Genomic DNA, 16,211 nt, shown 5'->3' on the forward strand with positions numbered 1-16,211 from the left:
GGTCCCGCCCCGCGCCTCAGCCGCTTCCGGCCGGCGCCGCACGGGCGATCTTGCGCTGCCGATGAGCGATCCAAAGGATCAGGATCGGAGCCAGCACGAGCACCGCAACGGTGATCGGACGCGACGAGACGAGGTAGCCGAACAGATCGCCCCGCGAGAGCAGCGTGCTCTGGCCCACCGCGTATTCGAGCGGTGGAAGCAGGATGAAGCCCATTACGAGAGGCGTGACGTCGAACTCGAGCTTGCGCGCGGCATATCCGAAGATGCCGAAGGCGATCATGAAATACAGATCCATGATGTTGGACCGGTACACATAGGTGCCAGCAACCGCAAAAAGCAGCATCAGCGGCAGCAGATAGGCCTTGTTGATGCTCACGATGCGCGCGAACAGCGGCGTGAGCAGGTAGCCGATGACCAGCAGCAGCACGCAGGCGATCAGCATCGAGATCAGCAGCGAGTAGACCAGAACGCCCTGCTCCTGGAAGAGCTGGGGCCCGGGCCGCAGGCCCTGCGCCACGAAAGCCCCGAGCATGATCGCGGTGATGTTGTCGCCTGGGATACCGAGGGTGAGGAGCGGCACCATGGTCGGCCCGTTCACCGCGTTGTTGGCCGCTTCGGGCGCGGCGACGCCCTCGATCTCGCCCTTGCCGAACGTCTCGGGATGGCTCGAGGCGTTCTTGGCTGCCGAATACCCCATGAAGGCGGCAACGACCTGCCCGACCCCGGGGATCATGCCGATGCCGGCCCCCAGCACGGTCGAGCGCATGATGGTCTTGCCGCAACCGACGATCTCGCTCCAGCGCAGCCGCTCACCCTCGGCGCGCCGGCCCTCGATCTTCTCGACCACGTTTGCCCGGCGCCGCTCTATGGCGATCAGGATTTCCGGAATGGCAAACAGGCCGATGATCAGCGGCAGCAGATGGATGCCGGCCTGCAGCGGATGGAAGCCGAAATCGAACCGCACCATGGCGCCGATCGGGTCCTGCCCGATCATGGCCAGAAAGCACCCGATCAGCAGCATCACCATGCCTTTGAGGAAATTGCCCGAGCTCGAGACCACGATCACGAGAAGGCTCAGGATCAGGATCGCCGCGATTTCCGGCGGGCCGATCAACAGGGCGATCGCCGCGATGATGCCGATCACGATGATCGTCCAGAACGAAGAGATGAAATCGGCGACAGCCGAGGCCACCAGCGCGATCTCCAGCGCCTTGCGCGACTGCCCGTTCCGGGTCATGGCCGGTCCATCGAGCGTGGTGGCCACAGACGCGCCCGTACCGGGGATGTTGACGAGGATGGCCGGGATCGAGCCCCCGAAGATGCCACCCTTGTAGACACCGATCAGGAACGGAATCCCGAGGATCGGCTCCATGAAGAACGAGATCGGCAGAACGATCGCCATCGCCATCACGGTGGTGAAGCCCGGAAGCGCGCCCACCAGCATGCCGAGCGTCAGCCCGGCCGCGATCATCGCGATCACGTCGAACCGCATCAGCATCAGTGTTGCTTCTGCGAACATCTCGATCATAGCGAACTCCAGGGGAACGGCGGCAGCGATACCGACAGGTACCGGGTAAACAGGAAGTAGATGGCCAGCGGGGCGATGATGCCCACGATCACGATGCCGAAGATGTTGCGGGAGCCGTAGTACAGCGTGATGGCCAGCGCCGTGAGACTGCTGGCGATCGCATAGCCGAGCGGGCGCAGCAGAACCACATAGGCAATCATCGTAATCAGGACGACGCCGATATTGAGGTAAGCCGAGCGCGGCAGGCTGGCGAACCCGTTGACCACCGCGATCTTGGCGCTCCAGATCAGGTAGAGCACACCCACGATGACAAAGCCCGCCGCAGCCATCTGCGGAAACAACGCCGGACTCATGCCGGGGGCAGGCTGCCCGAACATGGTGGGCGGCTCATCGACCTGGGAGGGGATCAGCAGCCACACGGCCACCCCGAAGACGATCATCCCGATCGCCAGCCAGACATTGAAATTGAGACGCAGGGGCAGGCCCACACGCCCGGTTCCCGGTTCGCTCATGAACTCCTCCGACGGGCGCAACGCCCGAAAACTCTCAAATTCCTGCGATCTGCCAGGCCAGCCAGACAATCACGGGCAGGCCCGCAAGGGTCAGCACCGTCGAAACCACGATCACGCCTGCCACCCGCTCCGGTGACCGCCCGTACCGCTCGGCCAGAAGGAAATGCACCACCGCTGCGGGCATGGTTGCCATAACCCAGACCACACCGGCCTCCACGCCCGTGAGCCCGAATATCCAGATAGTCGCCAACGCTCCGGTCGCCCCGGCGCCAAAGCGCATCGCCGACATGCCCAGCGCAATCTTGAGATCCCCGATCTTGAGCTGGGACAGCGATACGCCCAGCAACAGCAGCATCATGGGAATGACGATGCCTCCGAGCAGATCGGTTGTGCGCGTCAGCCACTGGGGCACGTCCACTCCGACCGACAGCACCACGATGGTCACGATCGCCGCATGGATGATGGGCTGGCGTGCAAGGCTGCGCGCATCGAACCGCCCCGCGGTCACCATCAGTCCCAAAACGTGCTGGGACAACGCAACCACGAGAAAATAGGCCACCGCAACCGGCTCGCCCGCCTGGCCGAACACCATGATCGCCAGCGGCAGGCCCATATTGCCCGAATTGCCGTGCATGGCCGAGATCAGATAGGTGTTGAGCGGCTGGTGCGCGAGTTTGAGCACGACCACCCCGATCAGCGTGGAGATCGCGATCACGCAGATCGCAGCGGCGACGATCCAGCCCACTTCCCTGGGCGTCACGTCCGCACCGGTCATGGTCGAGAAGATCAGGCACGGAATCCCCACCCGCAGGACGACCGAGCCCACCGTCTCGTTGTCGAAGGGCAGCTTCCGGCGCGCCCAGACATAGCCGATGCTCACGATGATGAAGATCGGCGCGACGACGCCAAGTATTTCCAGAAGCAACGGCCGGAGCCTCCTCGGACACGATTGCGGGTAGCCCTCGTGTCATCACGAAGGCTCCCGCTCGCAATTGGCCATCCGCTCCATGACCTTGCAGACTGCCGCCGCATCCAGATGGCCAAGCCCCTGCGCCGCGGCGGCGTGATAGAACTGCACGGCGGTCTGGTAGAGCATGATCGGCACCCCCATGCTCGCAGCGTGCTCGGCGATGATACGCGAGTCCTTGAGAGGAACCGAGAAATTCATGCCCTCGCGGCCATAATCATTGTCCGCCATCAGCCCGCCGCGCACCTCGAACATGGCCGAACTCGATCCGCTGCCCGAAATCACCTCGTGGAACATCTTGGGGTCCAGGCCCGACTTGATGGCCAGCACCATGGCCTCGGCGGCCACCGTGTTGTGCACCAGGTTGAGAATATTGCCGCAAAACTTGGTCTTGGAGCCGTTGCCGAACGGGCCGACGAAATGCTCCTTCTTGCAGAAGGTCAGCAAGAGCTCGCGCACCGCCTCGTAATCTTCGCGTTCCCCGCTGCAGAACGCGGTCAGCCCCTTCTTGAGCGCCATGATGCGGTTGCCCGACACCGGACAGTCGAGCACGTGCCGGCCTTCCGCCTCGAGCAGCGCCCGTCCCGCTTCCTTGTCGGCCACCGCCAGGGTGCTCAGCTCGACAACGATCTGGCCTTCGCGCCGCACCGCGCCCAGCCCCTCGGGGCCGGCGACCGCCATCAGGGCGGGGGCATTTGGAAGGCATGTGAAAATGACGCCGCACCGCTCGGCGAGGTCCCGGATCGAGGACACGATCTCCACCCCGTCCTCTGCCGCCGCGACACGCGCCGCCTCGGTGACGTCGTATCCCGCAAGCGCGATGCCGGACTTCACGATATTGCCCGCGATTGCCGAACCCAGCACTCCGAGACCTATAAAGCCGACACTCTGCATGACCTCTCCCTGAAACGGCACTTTGGTCACCGGCCGCTGAGGGCGGGAGACTCGCAAATTGCCATATCTGATGCGGACCTCTTCCGTGAATTGATATTCCACATTGTACGCGAAAGTTGTCAAGATATCTCACCTTAACAATCTCTGCATACGGCCATTAGCCGGAGTGATAGCCGTTCCCGGAGTTTTTGCACAATCAGCCAGCTAGAGATCGGATTGCCTTTCCCAGTGAGCGACTGCGTGATATATTACAGAAGAGTTGACAGGCCGGGAGGGTATGGCAATGGCCCACGGATCGACGGGCGCATCGTCCAACACCACCGATATCTACGAGCGCTTGCGCGACGAGATTCTCTCCTGCGTGATGCGCCCGGGCATACAGTTCCGCGAGCGGCAGATCGCGGACCGCTTCAACGTGTCCAAGACGCCCGTGCGCGACGCCCTGATCAAGCTTCAGGAGCAGAATCTGGTGCAGGTCATTCCCCGCAAGGGATACCGCGTCACGCGGATCTCACTGGCCGACGCCCGCGACCTTTACGAAATGCGCGTCATCCTCGAGCGCGAGGCCATCCTGCGCATCATCGATACCGCCTCCGACGCCTCCCTCGATGAGCTCGACGAATTCCGCACCGCCCCGGTGGACGATCTGGAAGCCTGGATCACCTACAATCGGCACATGCACATGCACCTCGCCGCGATCTGCGGCAATGCCCGGCTGGCCCGCGCAGGCCGCGAGGTCGTCGAACAGTTCGACAGGATGACCCGCATGAGCGTGAGCGGATCGATCGAGGCCAGCCCGCTCAACCGCCGGAGTCTCGAGGACCGGATGCGCGAGCACGGAGAGATCATCGATGCCGTCCAGGCGCGTGACAAGCGCAGGGCGGTGATGTTGTCGCGCGACCATATCGAAGGCTCGCGCCGCAGGCTCATGACAGCGCTCGAGAGCGCGTCCATCGCGCTCTAGAGCGTTTCCAGGGAGAGTGGAAACGCTTTTCCGGTCCGGGACGCTGAAAGGCGCCCCGGATCGACACGACCGAACCGGATCTGCAACGACGTCTGGAGGAGAGACATGCAGTGCAGCCTTAGAGACATATCGATTTTCGTTGCTGCCTATGAGGAGCGTTCCTTTACCGGCGCGGCTCAGCGCGAGAATGCGACCCAGTCGGGCGTGTCCCAGCACATGCGCAACCTCGAATACATGCTCGGGGTGCAATTGTTCCTGCGCGAGCATGGCGGGGTCACCCCCACCCCGGCGGCGGCAAGCTTTTATCGCAAATGCCTCGACGTGCTGCGCGCTCATGCCATAGCGCGGGCCGATGTCGCCCGCTTTGCGGAAACCCAGGCCGGCGAAGTCCGCATCGGGCTCATGCCGACCATGACCAGCCGCGCGCTCTCGCCCTCGCTGGACGCGTTCGTGCGCCAGGCACCCAACACCATCGTGCGCATCACCGAAGGCTACAGCGCGCGTCTCACCCAGCTCGTCCAGTCCGGAGAACTCGACTGCGCCATCGTCCCGGCGCTCGCCGCCGTGCCCGGCGTGCGCAGCCGGTTCTTCGTGCGCACGCCTGAAACCCTGGTCTCTCGCGCCGGCACCGGGCTCACCCATCTCGACCCCGTGCGCCTTGCCGACCACGGCCCCCTGCGCATCGTCCTGCCCGATGTAGCCAACACCCGCCGCCAGACCATCGAAGCCTATTGCGCCGAACGGCAGATCGAGATCGCCCAGATCGTGGAGCTCGATTCCATGCTCGGCACGCTCGATTTCGTCTCACGCAGCGATTGGGTGACGGTCCTTCCGGCCATCATGATGCCCGAGGATGCAGGCGAGAAGCGGCTGTGCGTCAACCCCATCGTGTCCCCGGAACTCGACCTCGACCTTGTGATGATCGAGCCCATCCGCAAACCCATGAGCCCGCACACCGAACGCTTCCTCGGTTATCTCGAAACCGAAGCGCTGCGCCTGTCGGCAAGTTGGGAGAAAATCCGCCAGCGCAAGCCGCGCCCTGAATCCTCGGTCCGGCTGGTCGCACAGGCCTAGAGCGTTTTCAGAAAAGGATACATTTTTCCGGTTCGGGAACGCGACACATCAAAGGTTTAGAGCTCCAGTTTTGATTCAATCAGAGATGGACGTGCTCCAGCGCCGCCCCGGCTCCGAACCACAGCACAACAATGGAACGACAAGGAAGGACATCCGCGTGCACCAGACTTCGATGCGCATGGGAGGCTATCAGGGCCCCAATTCGGTGCTCACAGCCGGGCTGGCCCGGTTCGAGGAGGACATCCGCGCGCGGCTCGGCGACGGGGTGGACATCGCCCGGACCGACAACGTCACGGCAGACGGGCAAACCGCCCGGAGCCTGTTTGACGGCATCGAGGCGGGCAGCTTCGATCTCGGTTACATGGCATCGGGCTATATCACCGCCAAGGTGCCCGAACTCGGCGTTCTCGACCTGCCCTTCTCGGTCGCCGACCGCCACGCCGCCTATCGTGCGCTGGACGGCAAGGCCGGCGAACTCCTGCGCGAGGCGATCCACAGCCAGACCGGCTACAAGGTTCTGGGGTTCTGGGACAATGGCTTCCGCCACCTGACCAATGCGCGCCACGCCATCGTCCGGCCCGCTGACTGCGAGGGCCTCGTCGTGCGCACGCTCGACAACCGCATCTATGTGGAGACCATGGCGGCCATGGGCTTTACCCCCAAGGTCACAGATGTCCGCGAACTCAAGGAATCTGTCGCCAATGGCACGGTCGACGCCCAGGAAAACCCGATGACCAATTCGGTCCTGTTCGGCCTGCATGCCTATCATAAGCACCTCACGCTCACCGGCCACTTCTTCGGGGTCGCCCTGTTCCTGTGCAACGCCGAATGGCTCGACGCCCTGCCCGCTGATGTCCGCGAGGCGGTCCGCAAGGCGGCCCTGACCGCCACCGCGCACCAGCGTCATCTGGCAGAAGCCCAGGACACGGAGGCCCTCGCCGAGCTGCGCAGCGCCGATGTGGCGATCGTCGAGCCCGACCGCGCCGCGTTCCGGGCCGCCTGCGCGCCCATCATCGACAAGGAACGTGCCGGCCTGCCCGACGCGCTGCTCGAGGCCTATCTCGCGTCCTGACGGGGAATTCCGGACACCGGACGCAAAAAGGCGGCGCCCTGCCCGGCGCCGCCTTTTTTGTCTCGGTTTGACCGGAGCCGGTCAGACCAGCATCAGCCGCCCGCCATTGACGTCGATAGTCGTGCCGGTGACGTAGCGCGCGTCGTCGCTGGCAAGGAAGGTGATCACCCCCACGATGTCCTCGGGCTCGGCCAGCCGGCCCACCGGCGTCATCTTGGAGAAGGTGTCTTCCTTTTCCGGGGTAAGCAATGCATTGACCCGCGCCGTACGCGTGGTGCCGGGCGCTACCGTATTGGCGGTGATGCCCATCGGCGCCATGTCCTTGGCAAGATACTGGGTCATCATCGAGACTGCCGCCTTGGCCGAAGCGTAATGAACGGGCGAAGATCCCGCACTGGTCGAGCGCCCGGCGAGGGAGCCGAGATTGACGATCCGGCCCCAGCCCCCCTTCTTCATATAGGGCAGCACGGCTGTGCAGCACAGGAACACGCTGCGCAGGTTGAGGTCGAGCACCCGGTCCCAGTCCTCGTCCTCGATCTCGTCGAACCGCGCATAGGAGGTATATCCGCCCGCACAGGTGACCAGAACGCCGATCCCGCCCATCGCGTCCGCGGCCTCGGCCATCATCGTATCCACCGACGTGCGATCCGTGACGTCGGCGACAAAGGCATAGGCGGTGCCGCCCGTATCGCGTACGGCATCGGCGGTCGCCTGGGCGGCATCCATGTTGATGTCGGTGACCGAGACGATCGCCCCCTCCGCCGCAAAGCGCAGCGCACAGGCGCGGGCGATGCCGCCGCCGGCGCCGGTGATCAGCACTGTGCGCCCGGCAAAACGCCCCTGCTCGTGACTTGTCATTGTTCTTGGTCCTGTATTTCCGTTGAAAGAGGGGCGCTGGCGATCAGGCGGGCTTGCCCTGCCTGGTTCTGCCGGACCGCACGATCCGAACGATGCCTTCCACAAAGATCGCAATCAGCGCGATCAGCAGCACCGTCCCCACATATTGCGAGGCGACGAATCCCAGCGACCGGCCCTCGAAAACCAGCAGGGCGCGGCGCAGATTCTCGTCGGCCATCGGTGCGAGAATCACTCCGAGCACGATGGGCGCGATCGGGAACCGGAAGTGGCGGAGCACCAGCCCCGCGATGCCGGTCACAAACATCACCCATACGTCGAACATGTTGAGCCGCACCGCATAGGCGCCGATCACGCACACCGGCAGGATCAGCGGCAGCAGAATCCCCCGGGGCAGGCTGAACAGCTTCACGCAAGGCTTGATCAGCGCGAACGCGGCGAAGAACATGATGAAGTTCGCAAGGATCAGTGTGGCATAGATGAAGTAGATCAGCCCCGGGTGATCGACCTCGATGGTCGGCCCCACGACCACGTTGTGCAGCGTGAGGGCTGCAATCAGCGCGGCAGCGGCCGCATTGCCGGGAATCCCCAGCGTCAGCGTGGGAAGCATCGACCCGCCCACATTGGCGTTATTGGCCACTTCCGCGCTCACGATCGCTTCGTAGCTGCCCTTGCCCCACATTTCCTTTTCTTCTGGCCTCGCGAAGCGCCGGCCGATGTCATAGGACAGGAACGAGGCGATGTTGGCCCCCGCTCCCGGAATGGCCCCTGTCACCGCCCCGATGATCCCTGATCGGATCGCGGTCACCGTGTATTTGGCGATATGCCTGATCTTGGGGATCACCCGACCGACATTCTCGGGAATGCCCACATGATCCTTTTTCGGCAGCACCCGCAGGATTTCCGTAAGCCCGAACAGCCCGATCAGCACGGCCACATAGTTCACCCCGTCGAGAAGCTGCGGCAGCCCGAAGGTGTAGCGCGCTACGCCGTGGATGGGATCGAGCCCGACAAGCGCGACCATGATCCCGAGCCAGCCCGCGATCCAGCCCTTGAGCGGCATGGCCCCGCATGCCATCGTCCCGCAGATCGAGATGCCGATCATGGCCAGAAGGAACATCTCCCAGGAGCGGAATTCGAGCGCGAACACAAGGATCAGCGGAATGAAGGCAATGAGCAGCACGATGCCCACCCAGCCGCCGATGAACGAGGCGGCGATGGCCATGCCCAGCGCCTGCCCGCCCTCGCCGCGCTTGGCCAGGGCGTGCCCCTCGATCATGGTCGGCACCGCATCGGGCGTGCCCGGAATGTTGATCAGCGTTGCCGAAATCGCACCGCCGAAGACGCTGCCGGTATACACCCCAAGCATGAAGACGATGGCGCTGGACTGGTCCATGCCGATCGAAAGCCCGATCAGCAGGGCCATGGCCATCGTGGTCGAAAGGCCCGGCAGCGCGCCCCAGATGATGCCGAGCGAAACGCCCAGCACGGCGAGGAACAGCAATCCGGGAGAGGCCAATTGAATGAACGCGTCGATCATGATCTGGCCCTCACGCCGGCAGGGAGATGAAGAAGACGTTGCGGAAGATGACGCTCAGGAACACGGTCCACCCGACCGCGACCGCCGTCGCGATCCAGAGCCGCCCGCCCCAGAAGATCTTCATCAGCACCGCAAGGCAGATGATCGTGGCCACCTCGAAAATCCCGACGATCACATAGCGTCCGGCGATGGTGGTGATCAGCTCCATGCTCATGAACTGCATCGAAAGCAGGTAGATCATGATGATCCCGGCAAGCATGGCAGTGCGCTTGGGATCGGCGATCGATTCCTCGGCAGCATCGGGGTCCGAACCCGGCGCATAGACGCGGCCGCGCCGCCGCCATGCCGTGACCCCGAGACCAACCGCCATCAGGATCATGGTCACGCCGATGGCGATGGGCACGAGGCCGGGCGCGGTATGCCAGCCGCCGGGTGTCCGGAATCCCAGCGCGGTCAGGGTATACCAGCCGGCCAGCACGATCAGCAGAACGGCCGCCACCATGTCGGCGGCTGGCGCGGCATAGCCCGCGCCTTCCTCCTCACTGGCAGCGGGCTTGTCTTGGGACAGACTCACTTTTTCTCACCCTGGCGTTGGGACGCGACTGGAAAAAGGCAATCGCCTTGTCCGGTTCGGCCACGCGACGAATCGAAAACCTTGGCCTCTCGCGCGACCCGCAAAGAGCCGCGCGAAAGCCTTGCCACGCTTGCAGGACAACCCGACGACTGCCCCCTGGAGCAAGCGCAAGACCTCCATGCCAAGAACCCTGTTCCGGGCAGGCCGGAACAGGGCGCCCACTAAAGATCGAGAGGCTGGTAGCCCTCGGGCGGCCACCACTCGGCGAACTCCTCGGGGCTGGGCATGCCCAGCGCTTCGGCGCTGATGACGTCCGAGCCGATCTGGTCCGCATAGCGGTTGAACAGGTCGATCGTGACCGCCTCCATCTGCGCCGCCTCGCGATCGGCCTCTTCGCCCACCTTCACGTCGATGTCGAACTGGTTGCGGTTCATCATCTCAATAAAGGCTTCATCCTGCGTGGCCTCGACGAACGCGGCCTCGATCTCGCGAAGGATCTCGATGGGCGTATCGCGGCGCATGATGAAGTTATAGGTCGGGCCCATGGGCAGGAACGGCTGCAACTCTGGCAGCATGGTGGCCACCGTCGGCAGGATCGTGCCGTCGGCCAGCTCGATGTCCTCGGTGCCCGTGTGCTGGAGCATGCGCAATTCGCCGGCACGCACCAGATCGATATGCTCGTGCACGCCGCCACCGGCGATGTCGACTTCACCCTGCAGTCCCGCGAGCGTTGCCGGCTGGCCGCCCTGATAGGGGACGTAGCGCAATTCGATATCGGCGAACGAGGAAATCAGCAGCGCCATTTCGTGCCAGATCCCGCCGGTGCCCGAGGTCGAGATCGAGATCTCGCCCGGCCGCTCGCGGGCGGCCTGGATGACGTCCTCGAGCGTCTCGAACGGGGAATCCATGGGGACCGACCACGCCGCATTGGCATTGCCGGCCTTGAAGAACGCCCACTGGTCCCAGGGCGCCGGCTCTGCCGGAACGTGCCCGAGCACGCGCACGAACTTGTTGTAATTGGCCGCGCCAAGAATGTGATAGCCGTTGTTCTGCTGGGCTCCCACATACTGGGTGGCGATGCCGCCGACCGCGCCGGGCCGGTTATCTATGGTGATTGTCCATCCGCGGATGCGGGCCATGGATTCGGCGAGCTGGCGCAGCAGCACGTCCGTGCCCCCGCCCGGCGCATACATGATCACGAGCGTGATTGGTCGAGCCGGATATTGCTGGCCGAAAGCCGTCTTTGGCAGTGTGATGGACAGCGTTGCAACGCCTGCCGCCCCGAGAAACGAGCGGCGTGTCAAACCACGTGGCATGTTCAAGTCTCCTCCCTTGCCTGAACCCTCGGTGCTGTGTGCACCAACTGAAATCCAGTACAGGGGAAGGTCGCAGGCCCTACAGTGGACCGTCAATAACCATCAGTATTATATATGAGAAAGCCCGCCATTACATAAAGCAATACCCGACACGACGTGCCGGGTATTGTTCAAACTGTATTGCAGACCACACGTAATGCGGATGGCTCCTGCGCGCGGCCACGGTTGTCCTCAGACGGGCTCGTGGCGGCCCGAGGTCGCCGAACGGAACATGGCGTCGATTGTGCGCATGTTGGCCACCGCGTCGTCGATCGCGGAAAAATCGTCGGGACGCTCCATCGCCTCGCGGAAAGCGATGGCCTGACGGGTATACTGGTCCACCGGATCGAAGCTCTCGCCCACCGCGCTCTCCCCGGTCAGCGTGTCGCCGCTGTCGAAGCTGATCGTCATCGAAAGATCGGGCGCCGCATTGAACGGGATCAGTACTTCGAGCCGCCCCTTCGTGCCCACGATGGTCACGCGCTGGTGGTTGGAAAGCTGGGTCGAGCTCGAGAAGGTCAGGTGCCGCGAACCGGGGAACATCAAAAGACCGCTCGCCAGCCGGTCGGTGCCGAAATCGGGGTCGATGTCGAGCATGCCCGAAGCGGTCTCGGGATCGGCCTCGAAAATGAACCGGGCCGTCGCGATCGCGTAGCAGCCGATATCATAGAGACCGCCACCGCCATGGGTGGGCTGGTTGCGGATATCGGTCTTGTCGGTGTTGTTGTAGGAAAAGAAGGTCTGGATCGCCCGCACTTCGCCCAGTTCGCCGCTGCGGACCCGCTCGCGCGCCCGCAGCCACTGGGGATGGTGGCGCACCATGAAGGCCTCGACCACGATCCGTCCGGTTTCCTTTTGTACCGCCCGCAGCGTCTCGGCTTCCTCGGCGGTCATCGCGATCGGCTTTTCGCACAGGACGTGCTTGCCCGCCCGCATTGCGGCAATGCTCATGGGCACGTGCATGTCGTTGGGCAGCGGGTTGTAGATCGCCGTGATTTCGGCATCGGCCAGCAGCGCCTCATAGCTGCCATAGCTACGCGCGAACCCCAGTTCATCGGCATAGGCGCCGGCCCGGTCTGCGTCGCGCGAGCCCACGGCCCCCAGCCGCATTCCCGGTGCGGCGGCGATGGCAGGCAGCACCTTGCGTCCGATGTTTGCGGTGCCAAACGAGCCCCAGACGAGTTCCTGAGCCATGACGATCCTCCGTTGTTGCGGTCCCTGAGTGTGCTTATTGTATGCAGACGTCACTTTATGCTGACGTCTTGGGTCACCTCACGCAGAAGCGCAAGGGTTTGTTCGATACTGGGCTGGTCGGTGTGGTCGAGCCGCTCGAGATAGGGGCAGGTCAGAACCGCGAGCGCCTGGCCGTCCGGATTGAGGATCGGCACCGATATATCCTGAACGCCCCGGATCTGCCGGCTGTCCCCGATCCGGTAGCCCTGCGCCTTGATGGCGCGCAGATCGGGGTCCAGCTGGCCCAGCGTCTCTTGCTCGGGGGTATCGGCCCAGCGGATCGAAAGCTGCTCACGCGCCTGATCACCCTGGAACGCCAGCAGCGTCTGGCCCGAACTGGTGCCCAGCAGGTCGAGAATGGCCCCCACCCGCACCCCGAATTCCCAATTGGTCGGGCTGAACGATTGCGCCACCACCAGTGCCCGTCCCCGGTCCTCGACCACCATGTGCAGCGACTGCCGCGCTTCGCGTGCAAAGGCGTCCATCAGCGGCAGGATGCGGGTCACCAGCCGCCGCACGGGCGGGTGCCTGTGAGCCAGCGCGAACAGCTTGAGCGTCAGCGAATAGCGATCGCCTTCCGGCGAGCGGGCCACATAGTCCCGGGCCACCAGCCTTTCGAGCATGCGGTAGATTTCCGAGGGCGAGCGGCTCATCGCCTTGACGATCTCGCCGCGCGTCATCCCGCCCGACTGGTTCGAGAGCAGCTCGAGAATATCCAGGCCCTTGTCGAGCGCGGGTGCGCGGTATCGCCCTTCCTCCTCGGAACGGCGCGCGCTGACCGGCAGCGTTGTCATTGTCTCCACCCTTGCCATCACATTCATGCGTCGGCCTTGTTCATTTATTGATAATGTGTTCATATAAGAAATGCAAACGGCGAGTCTGGGCCATGCCCCGCGATGATGCCGGACGGTTGACGCAGCCTTTGAAATGCGTTGATCGTGATAGAACGAAAGTCGTAGAGAGCCGGAAAACCGGACACGACGAGGAGTGGCGGAGTTCCGCCGAGGGAGGAAAGCGATGAGCGCAGCACCGTCTGCAGCGTCCGTCACGCCGTTGGTGTCGATGAAGGCGATCGACAAGTCGTTTCCCGGCGTCCACGCCCTGAAATCGGTCAGCTTCGAGGTGCTGCCCGGCGAAGTTCACGCCCTCATGGGTGAGAACGGCGCGGGCAAATCCACGCTCATGAAGATCCTCTCGGGCGTCTACTCCCGCGACTCCGGCACCGTGGAGTTCAACGGAAAGCCTGTCGAGATCGGCTCGCCCCGCGAAGCCCAGAACATGGGGATCGGCATCATCCATCAGGAACTGAGCCTGATGCCCGATCTCAACGCCGCCCAGAACATCTTCATCGGTCGCGAGCCGCGCACCGCCGGCGGCCTTCTGATCGACGAAAAAAAGCTCAATGCCGGGGCCACCGAACTTTTCAAGCGGATCGGGCTCAACATCGACCCCCGCACGCCCGTTTCGCGCCTCACCATCGCCAAGCAGCAGATGGTCGAAATCGCCAAGGCCCTCAGCAATGAGAGCCGGGTGCTGATCATGGACGAGCCCACGGCCGCGCTCAACGACGCCGAGATCGCGGAGCTCTTCACCATCATCCGCCAGCTCAAGGCCGAAGGCGTGGGCATCGTCTACATCTCCCACAAGATGGACGAGCTCGAGCGCATCGCCGACCGCGTCACCGTCATGCGCGACGGCGCCTATGTCGATACCCTGCCCGCGGCCACCACCCCGGTGCAAACCATCATCGAAATGATGGTCGGCCGCGAGATTGCCCACGCAGCCCCCGATATCCCCGACCTTTCGGCCGCAGAGGTGGTGCTCGAGGTGCGCAACCTCAACCGCGGCCGCGAGATCCAGAACGTCAGCTTTTCGGTCAAGAAAGGCGAGATACTGGGCTTTGCCGGCCTCATGGGCGCCGGGCGCACCGAAGTGGCGCGCGCCGTCTTCGGCGCCGATCCCTTTACCTCGGGCGAAATCTTCGTGCATGGCAAAAAGGTCGACATCCGTCAGCCCCGCGACGCGGTCCAGGCCGGCATCGGCTATCTCTCGGAAGACCGCAAGCAGTTCGGCCTCGCCACCGGCATGGACGTCGCCAACAATGTCGCCATGGCCAGCCTCGAGCGCTTTATCGGCACAGGCGGGGTCATCGACGACGGCAAGATCGCCGGCACAGCCCGCGAATACATCGACCAGCTCTCGATCAAGACCCCGACCGAGCACCAGGAAGCCCGCCTGCTCTCGGGCGGCAACCAGCAAAAGGTTGTGGTCGCCAAATGGCTCCTTCGCGATTGCGAGGTGCTGTTCTTTGACGAGCCGACGCGCGGCATCGACATCGGCGCAAAAAACGAAATCTACAAGCTCCTCAACCAGCTCGCGGCCCAGGGCCGCGCCATCATCGTCATCTCCTCGGAATTGCCCGAAATCCTTCGGCTCTCCCACAGGATCGCGGTGATGTGCGAGGGGCGGCTGACCGGCTTTCTGCCGGGGGGCAACACGCCCCAGGAAGAGATCATGAAACTGGCCACCCAGCGCCACGACGACACCGCACCGGCCGGAAATGCCCGGGAAGAAGAAAAAATGGGAGAGACGGCATGACCGCGATTTCATCCAGGCCCGGCATCGGCGCCATGTTCCGCACCCAGGGAGCCCAGAAGCTGCTTGCCTTTGCCGGCCTTGTCGTCCTGCTGGTGGGCTTCTCGCTGGCGTCCGACAGGTTCTTCCAGACATCCAACGTCATCGCCATCCTTCAGGCGGCGTCGGTCAATGGGGTGCTCGCCATTGCGGCCACGCTGATCATCATCACCGGAGGCATCGACCTTTCGGTGGGCACGCTCATGACGTTCTGTGCGGTGATCTGCGGCGTGGTGCTCACCTATCTGGGCCTTCCCATGCCCATAGGCCTTGCCGCCGCCATCCTCGCCGGCACCGCCTCGGGACTGGCTTCGGGCATCTTCGTGGCCAAGCTCAAGGTCCCGCCCTTCATCGCCACGCTGGGCATGATGCTGATCCTCAAGGGCCTCTCGCTGGTCATCTCGGGCACGCGGCCGATCTATTTCAACGACACTCCCGGCTTCACCCAGATCGCGACCGGCTCGATCATCGGGAACTTCTTCCCCGCCGTGCCCCTGCCCAATGGCGTCGTGATCCTGTTCGTGGTCGCTGGCCTTGCCGCCTTCGTTCTGGGGCGCACGGTGCTGGGCCGCTATGCCTTCGCGCTCGGGTCCAACGAGGAGGCCCTCCGCCTGTCGGGCGTCAATGTAGACCGCTGGAAGATCGCCATCTACGCCCTTGGCGGCTCGATCGTCGGCGTCGCCGGCATCCTGATCGCCTCGCGGCTGAACTCGGCCCAGCCCGCCCTCGGGCTCGGCTACGAACTCGACGCCATCGCCGCCGTGGTGATCGGCGGAACCTCGCTGAGGGGCGGCCAGGGCACCATCCTTGGCACCGTCATCGGCGCCCTCATCATGGCCGTTCTCGCGAACGGTCTCCGCATACTCTCGGTCGCCCAGGAATGGCAGACGGTCGTCACCGGCTCGATCATCATTCTTGCGGTTTATGCCGACATGCTCCGGCGTCAGCGGGCGGCAGCCGCCGCCTGACCTCCGGACACCCCCTGTGAGGGAACCCCCACGGTTCCCTC

Annotated in this window: 15 protein-coding genes; 5 read left to right on the plus strand and 10 right to left on the minus strand. The window is 63.9% G+C overall.

What is annotated here, in order from left to right:
- Window positions 1-16: 16 nt before the first annotated feature.
- The 4 genes from EO136_RS03275 to EO136_RS03290 are packed head-to-tail and all read right to left on the minus strand — an operon-like array spanning window position 17 to window position 3,901.
- On the minus strand, window positions 17-1,528 hold the full coding sequence (locus tag EO136_RS03275) for a tripartite tricarboxylate transporter permease (protein WP_127143037.1): 1,512 nt from the start codon (window positions 1,526-1,528) through the stop codon (window positions 17-19).
- Complete coding sequence (locus tag EO136_RS03280; protein WP_127143038.1) at window positions 1,525-2,040, minus strand: tripartite tricarboxylate transporter TctB family protein; 516 nt, start codon at window positions 2,038-2,040, stop codon at window positions 1,525-1,527. Before EO136_RS03280 ends, EO136_RS03275 begins: the two co-directional genes overlap by 4 nt.
- Window positions 2,041-2,074: 34 nt before the next feature.
- Entirely contained in the window at window positions 2,075-2,965 is an 891-nt protein-coding gene (locus tag EO136_RS03285) for an AEC family transporter (protein WP_127143039.1), read from the minus strand.
- 45 nt (window positions 2,966-3,010) lie between these two features.
- A complete protein-coding gene (locus tag EO136_RS03290; protein ID WP_127143040.1) occupies window positions 3,011-3,901 on the minus strand; it encodes an NAD(P)-dependent oxidoreductase in 891 nt (296 codons plus the stop codon).
- A 283-nt stretch (window positions 3,902-4,184) separates the two neighbouring features.
- On the opposite strand from EO136_RS03290, the gene EO136_RS03295 reads away from it, so the two are divergent.
- The 3 genes from EO136_RS03295 (at window position 4,185) to EO136_RS03305 (ending at window position 7,011) form a co-directional block, all read left to right on the plus strand.
- Window positions 4,185-4,865: a GntR family transcriptional regulator gene (locus EO136_RS03295; protein ID WP_164730422.1), complete on the plus strand. Its 681-nt coding sequence runs from the start codon at window positions 4,185-4,187 to the stop codon at window positions 4,863-4,865.
- Window positions 4,866-4,970: 105 nt separating this feature from the next.
- Entirely contained in the window at window positions 4,971-5,939 is a 969-nt protein-coding gene (locus EO136_RS03300; RefSeq protein ID WP_127143042.1) for a LysR family transcriptional regulator, read from the plus strand.
- 157 nt (window positions 5,940-6,096) lie between these two features.
- The gene (locus tag EO136_RS03305; protein WP_164730423.1) at window positions 6,097-7,011 is read left to right on the plus strand and encodes a TRAP transporter substrate-binding protein; all 915 of its coding nucleotides are present in this window, start codon (window positions 6,097-6,099) and stop codon (window positions 7,009-7,011) included.
- Between the two features lie 81 nt (window positions 7,012-7,092).
- On the opposite strand, the gene EO136_RS03310 is transcribed toward EO136_RS03305, so the two are convergent.
- From EO136_RS03310 to EO136_RS03335, 6 genes are all read right to left on the minus strand, one after another.
- On the minus strand, window positions 7,093-7,869 hold the full coding sequence (locus EO136_RS03310) for an SDR family NAD(P)-dependent oxidoreductase (protein ID WP_127143044.1): 777 nt from the start codon (window positions 7,867-7,869) through the stop codon (window positions 7,093-7,095).
- Window positions 7,870-7,912: 43 nt separating this feature from the next.
- Window positions 7,913-9,406: a tripartite tricarboxylate transporter permease gene (locus EO136_RS03315; protein WP_127143045.1), complete on the minus strand. Its 1,494-nt coding sequence runs from the start codon at window positions 9,404-9,406 to the stop codon at window positions 7,913-7,915.
- Between the two features lie 10 nt (window positions 9,407-9,416).
- Entirely contained in the window at window positions 9,417-9,980 is a 564-nt protein-coding gene (locus EO136_RS03320) for a tripartite tricarboxylate transporter TctB family protein (protein ID WP_127143046.1), read from the minus strand.
- A gap of 221 nt (window positions 9,981-10,201) precedes the next feature.
- Window positions 10,202-11,296 (minus strand): Bug family tripartite tricarboxylate transporter substrate binding protein, encoded by a 1,095-nt coding sequence (locus EO136_RS03325; protein ID WP_127143047.1) that lies wholly within the window; start codon window positions 11,294-11,296, stop codon window positions 10,202-10,204.
- A 231-nt stretch (window positions 11,297-11,527) separates the two neighbouring features.
- Window positions 11,528-12,529, minus strand: coding sequence for a Gfo/Idh/MocA family protein (locus EO136_RS03330; protein ID WP_127143048.1), 1,002 nt, complete (start codon window positions 12,527-12,529; stop codon window positions 11,528-11,530).
- A 50-nt stretch (window positions 12,530-12,579) separates the two neighbouring features.
- Entirely contained in the window at window positions 12,580-13,362 is a 783-nt protein-coding gene (locus EO136_RS03335) for an IclR family transcriptional regulator (RefSeq protein WP_127143049.1), read from the minus strand.
- Between the two features lie 223 nt (window positions 13,363-13,585).
- On the opposite strand from EO136_RS03335, the gene EO136_RS03340 reads away from it, so the two are divergent.
- Both EO136_RS03340 and EO136_RS03345 read left to right on the plus strand, forming a co-directional pair.
- The gene (locus EO136_RS03340; protein ID WP_210210905.1) at window positions 13,586-15,166 is read left to right on the plus strand and encodes a sugar ABC transporter ATP-binding protein; all 1,581 of its coding nucleotides are present in this window, start codon (window positions 13,586-13,588) and stop codon (window positions 15,164-15,166) included.
- Window positions 15,163-16,170 (plus strand): ABC transporter permease, encoded by a 1,008-nt coding sequence (locus EO136_RS03345; protein ID WP_127143050.1) that lies wholly within the window; start codon window positions 15,163-15,165, stop codon window positions 16,168-16,170. Before EO136_RS03340 ends, EO136_RS03345 begins: the two co-directional genes overlap by 4 nt.
- The last annotated feature ends 41 nt before the right edge of the window (window positions 16,171-16,211 follow it).

This window comes from Pelagibacterium montanilacus (assembly GCF_003992665.1).
GTDB classification, from domain to species: domain Bacteria; phylum Pseudomonadota; class Alphaproteobacteria; order Rhizobiales; family Devosiaceae; genus Pelagibacterium; species Pelagibacterium montanilacus.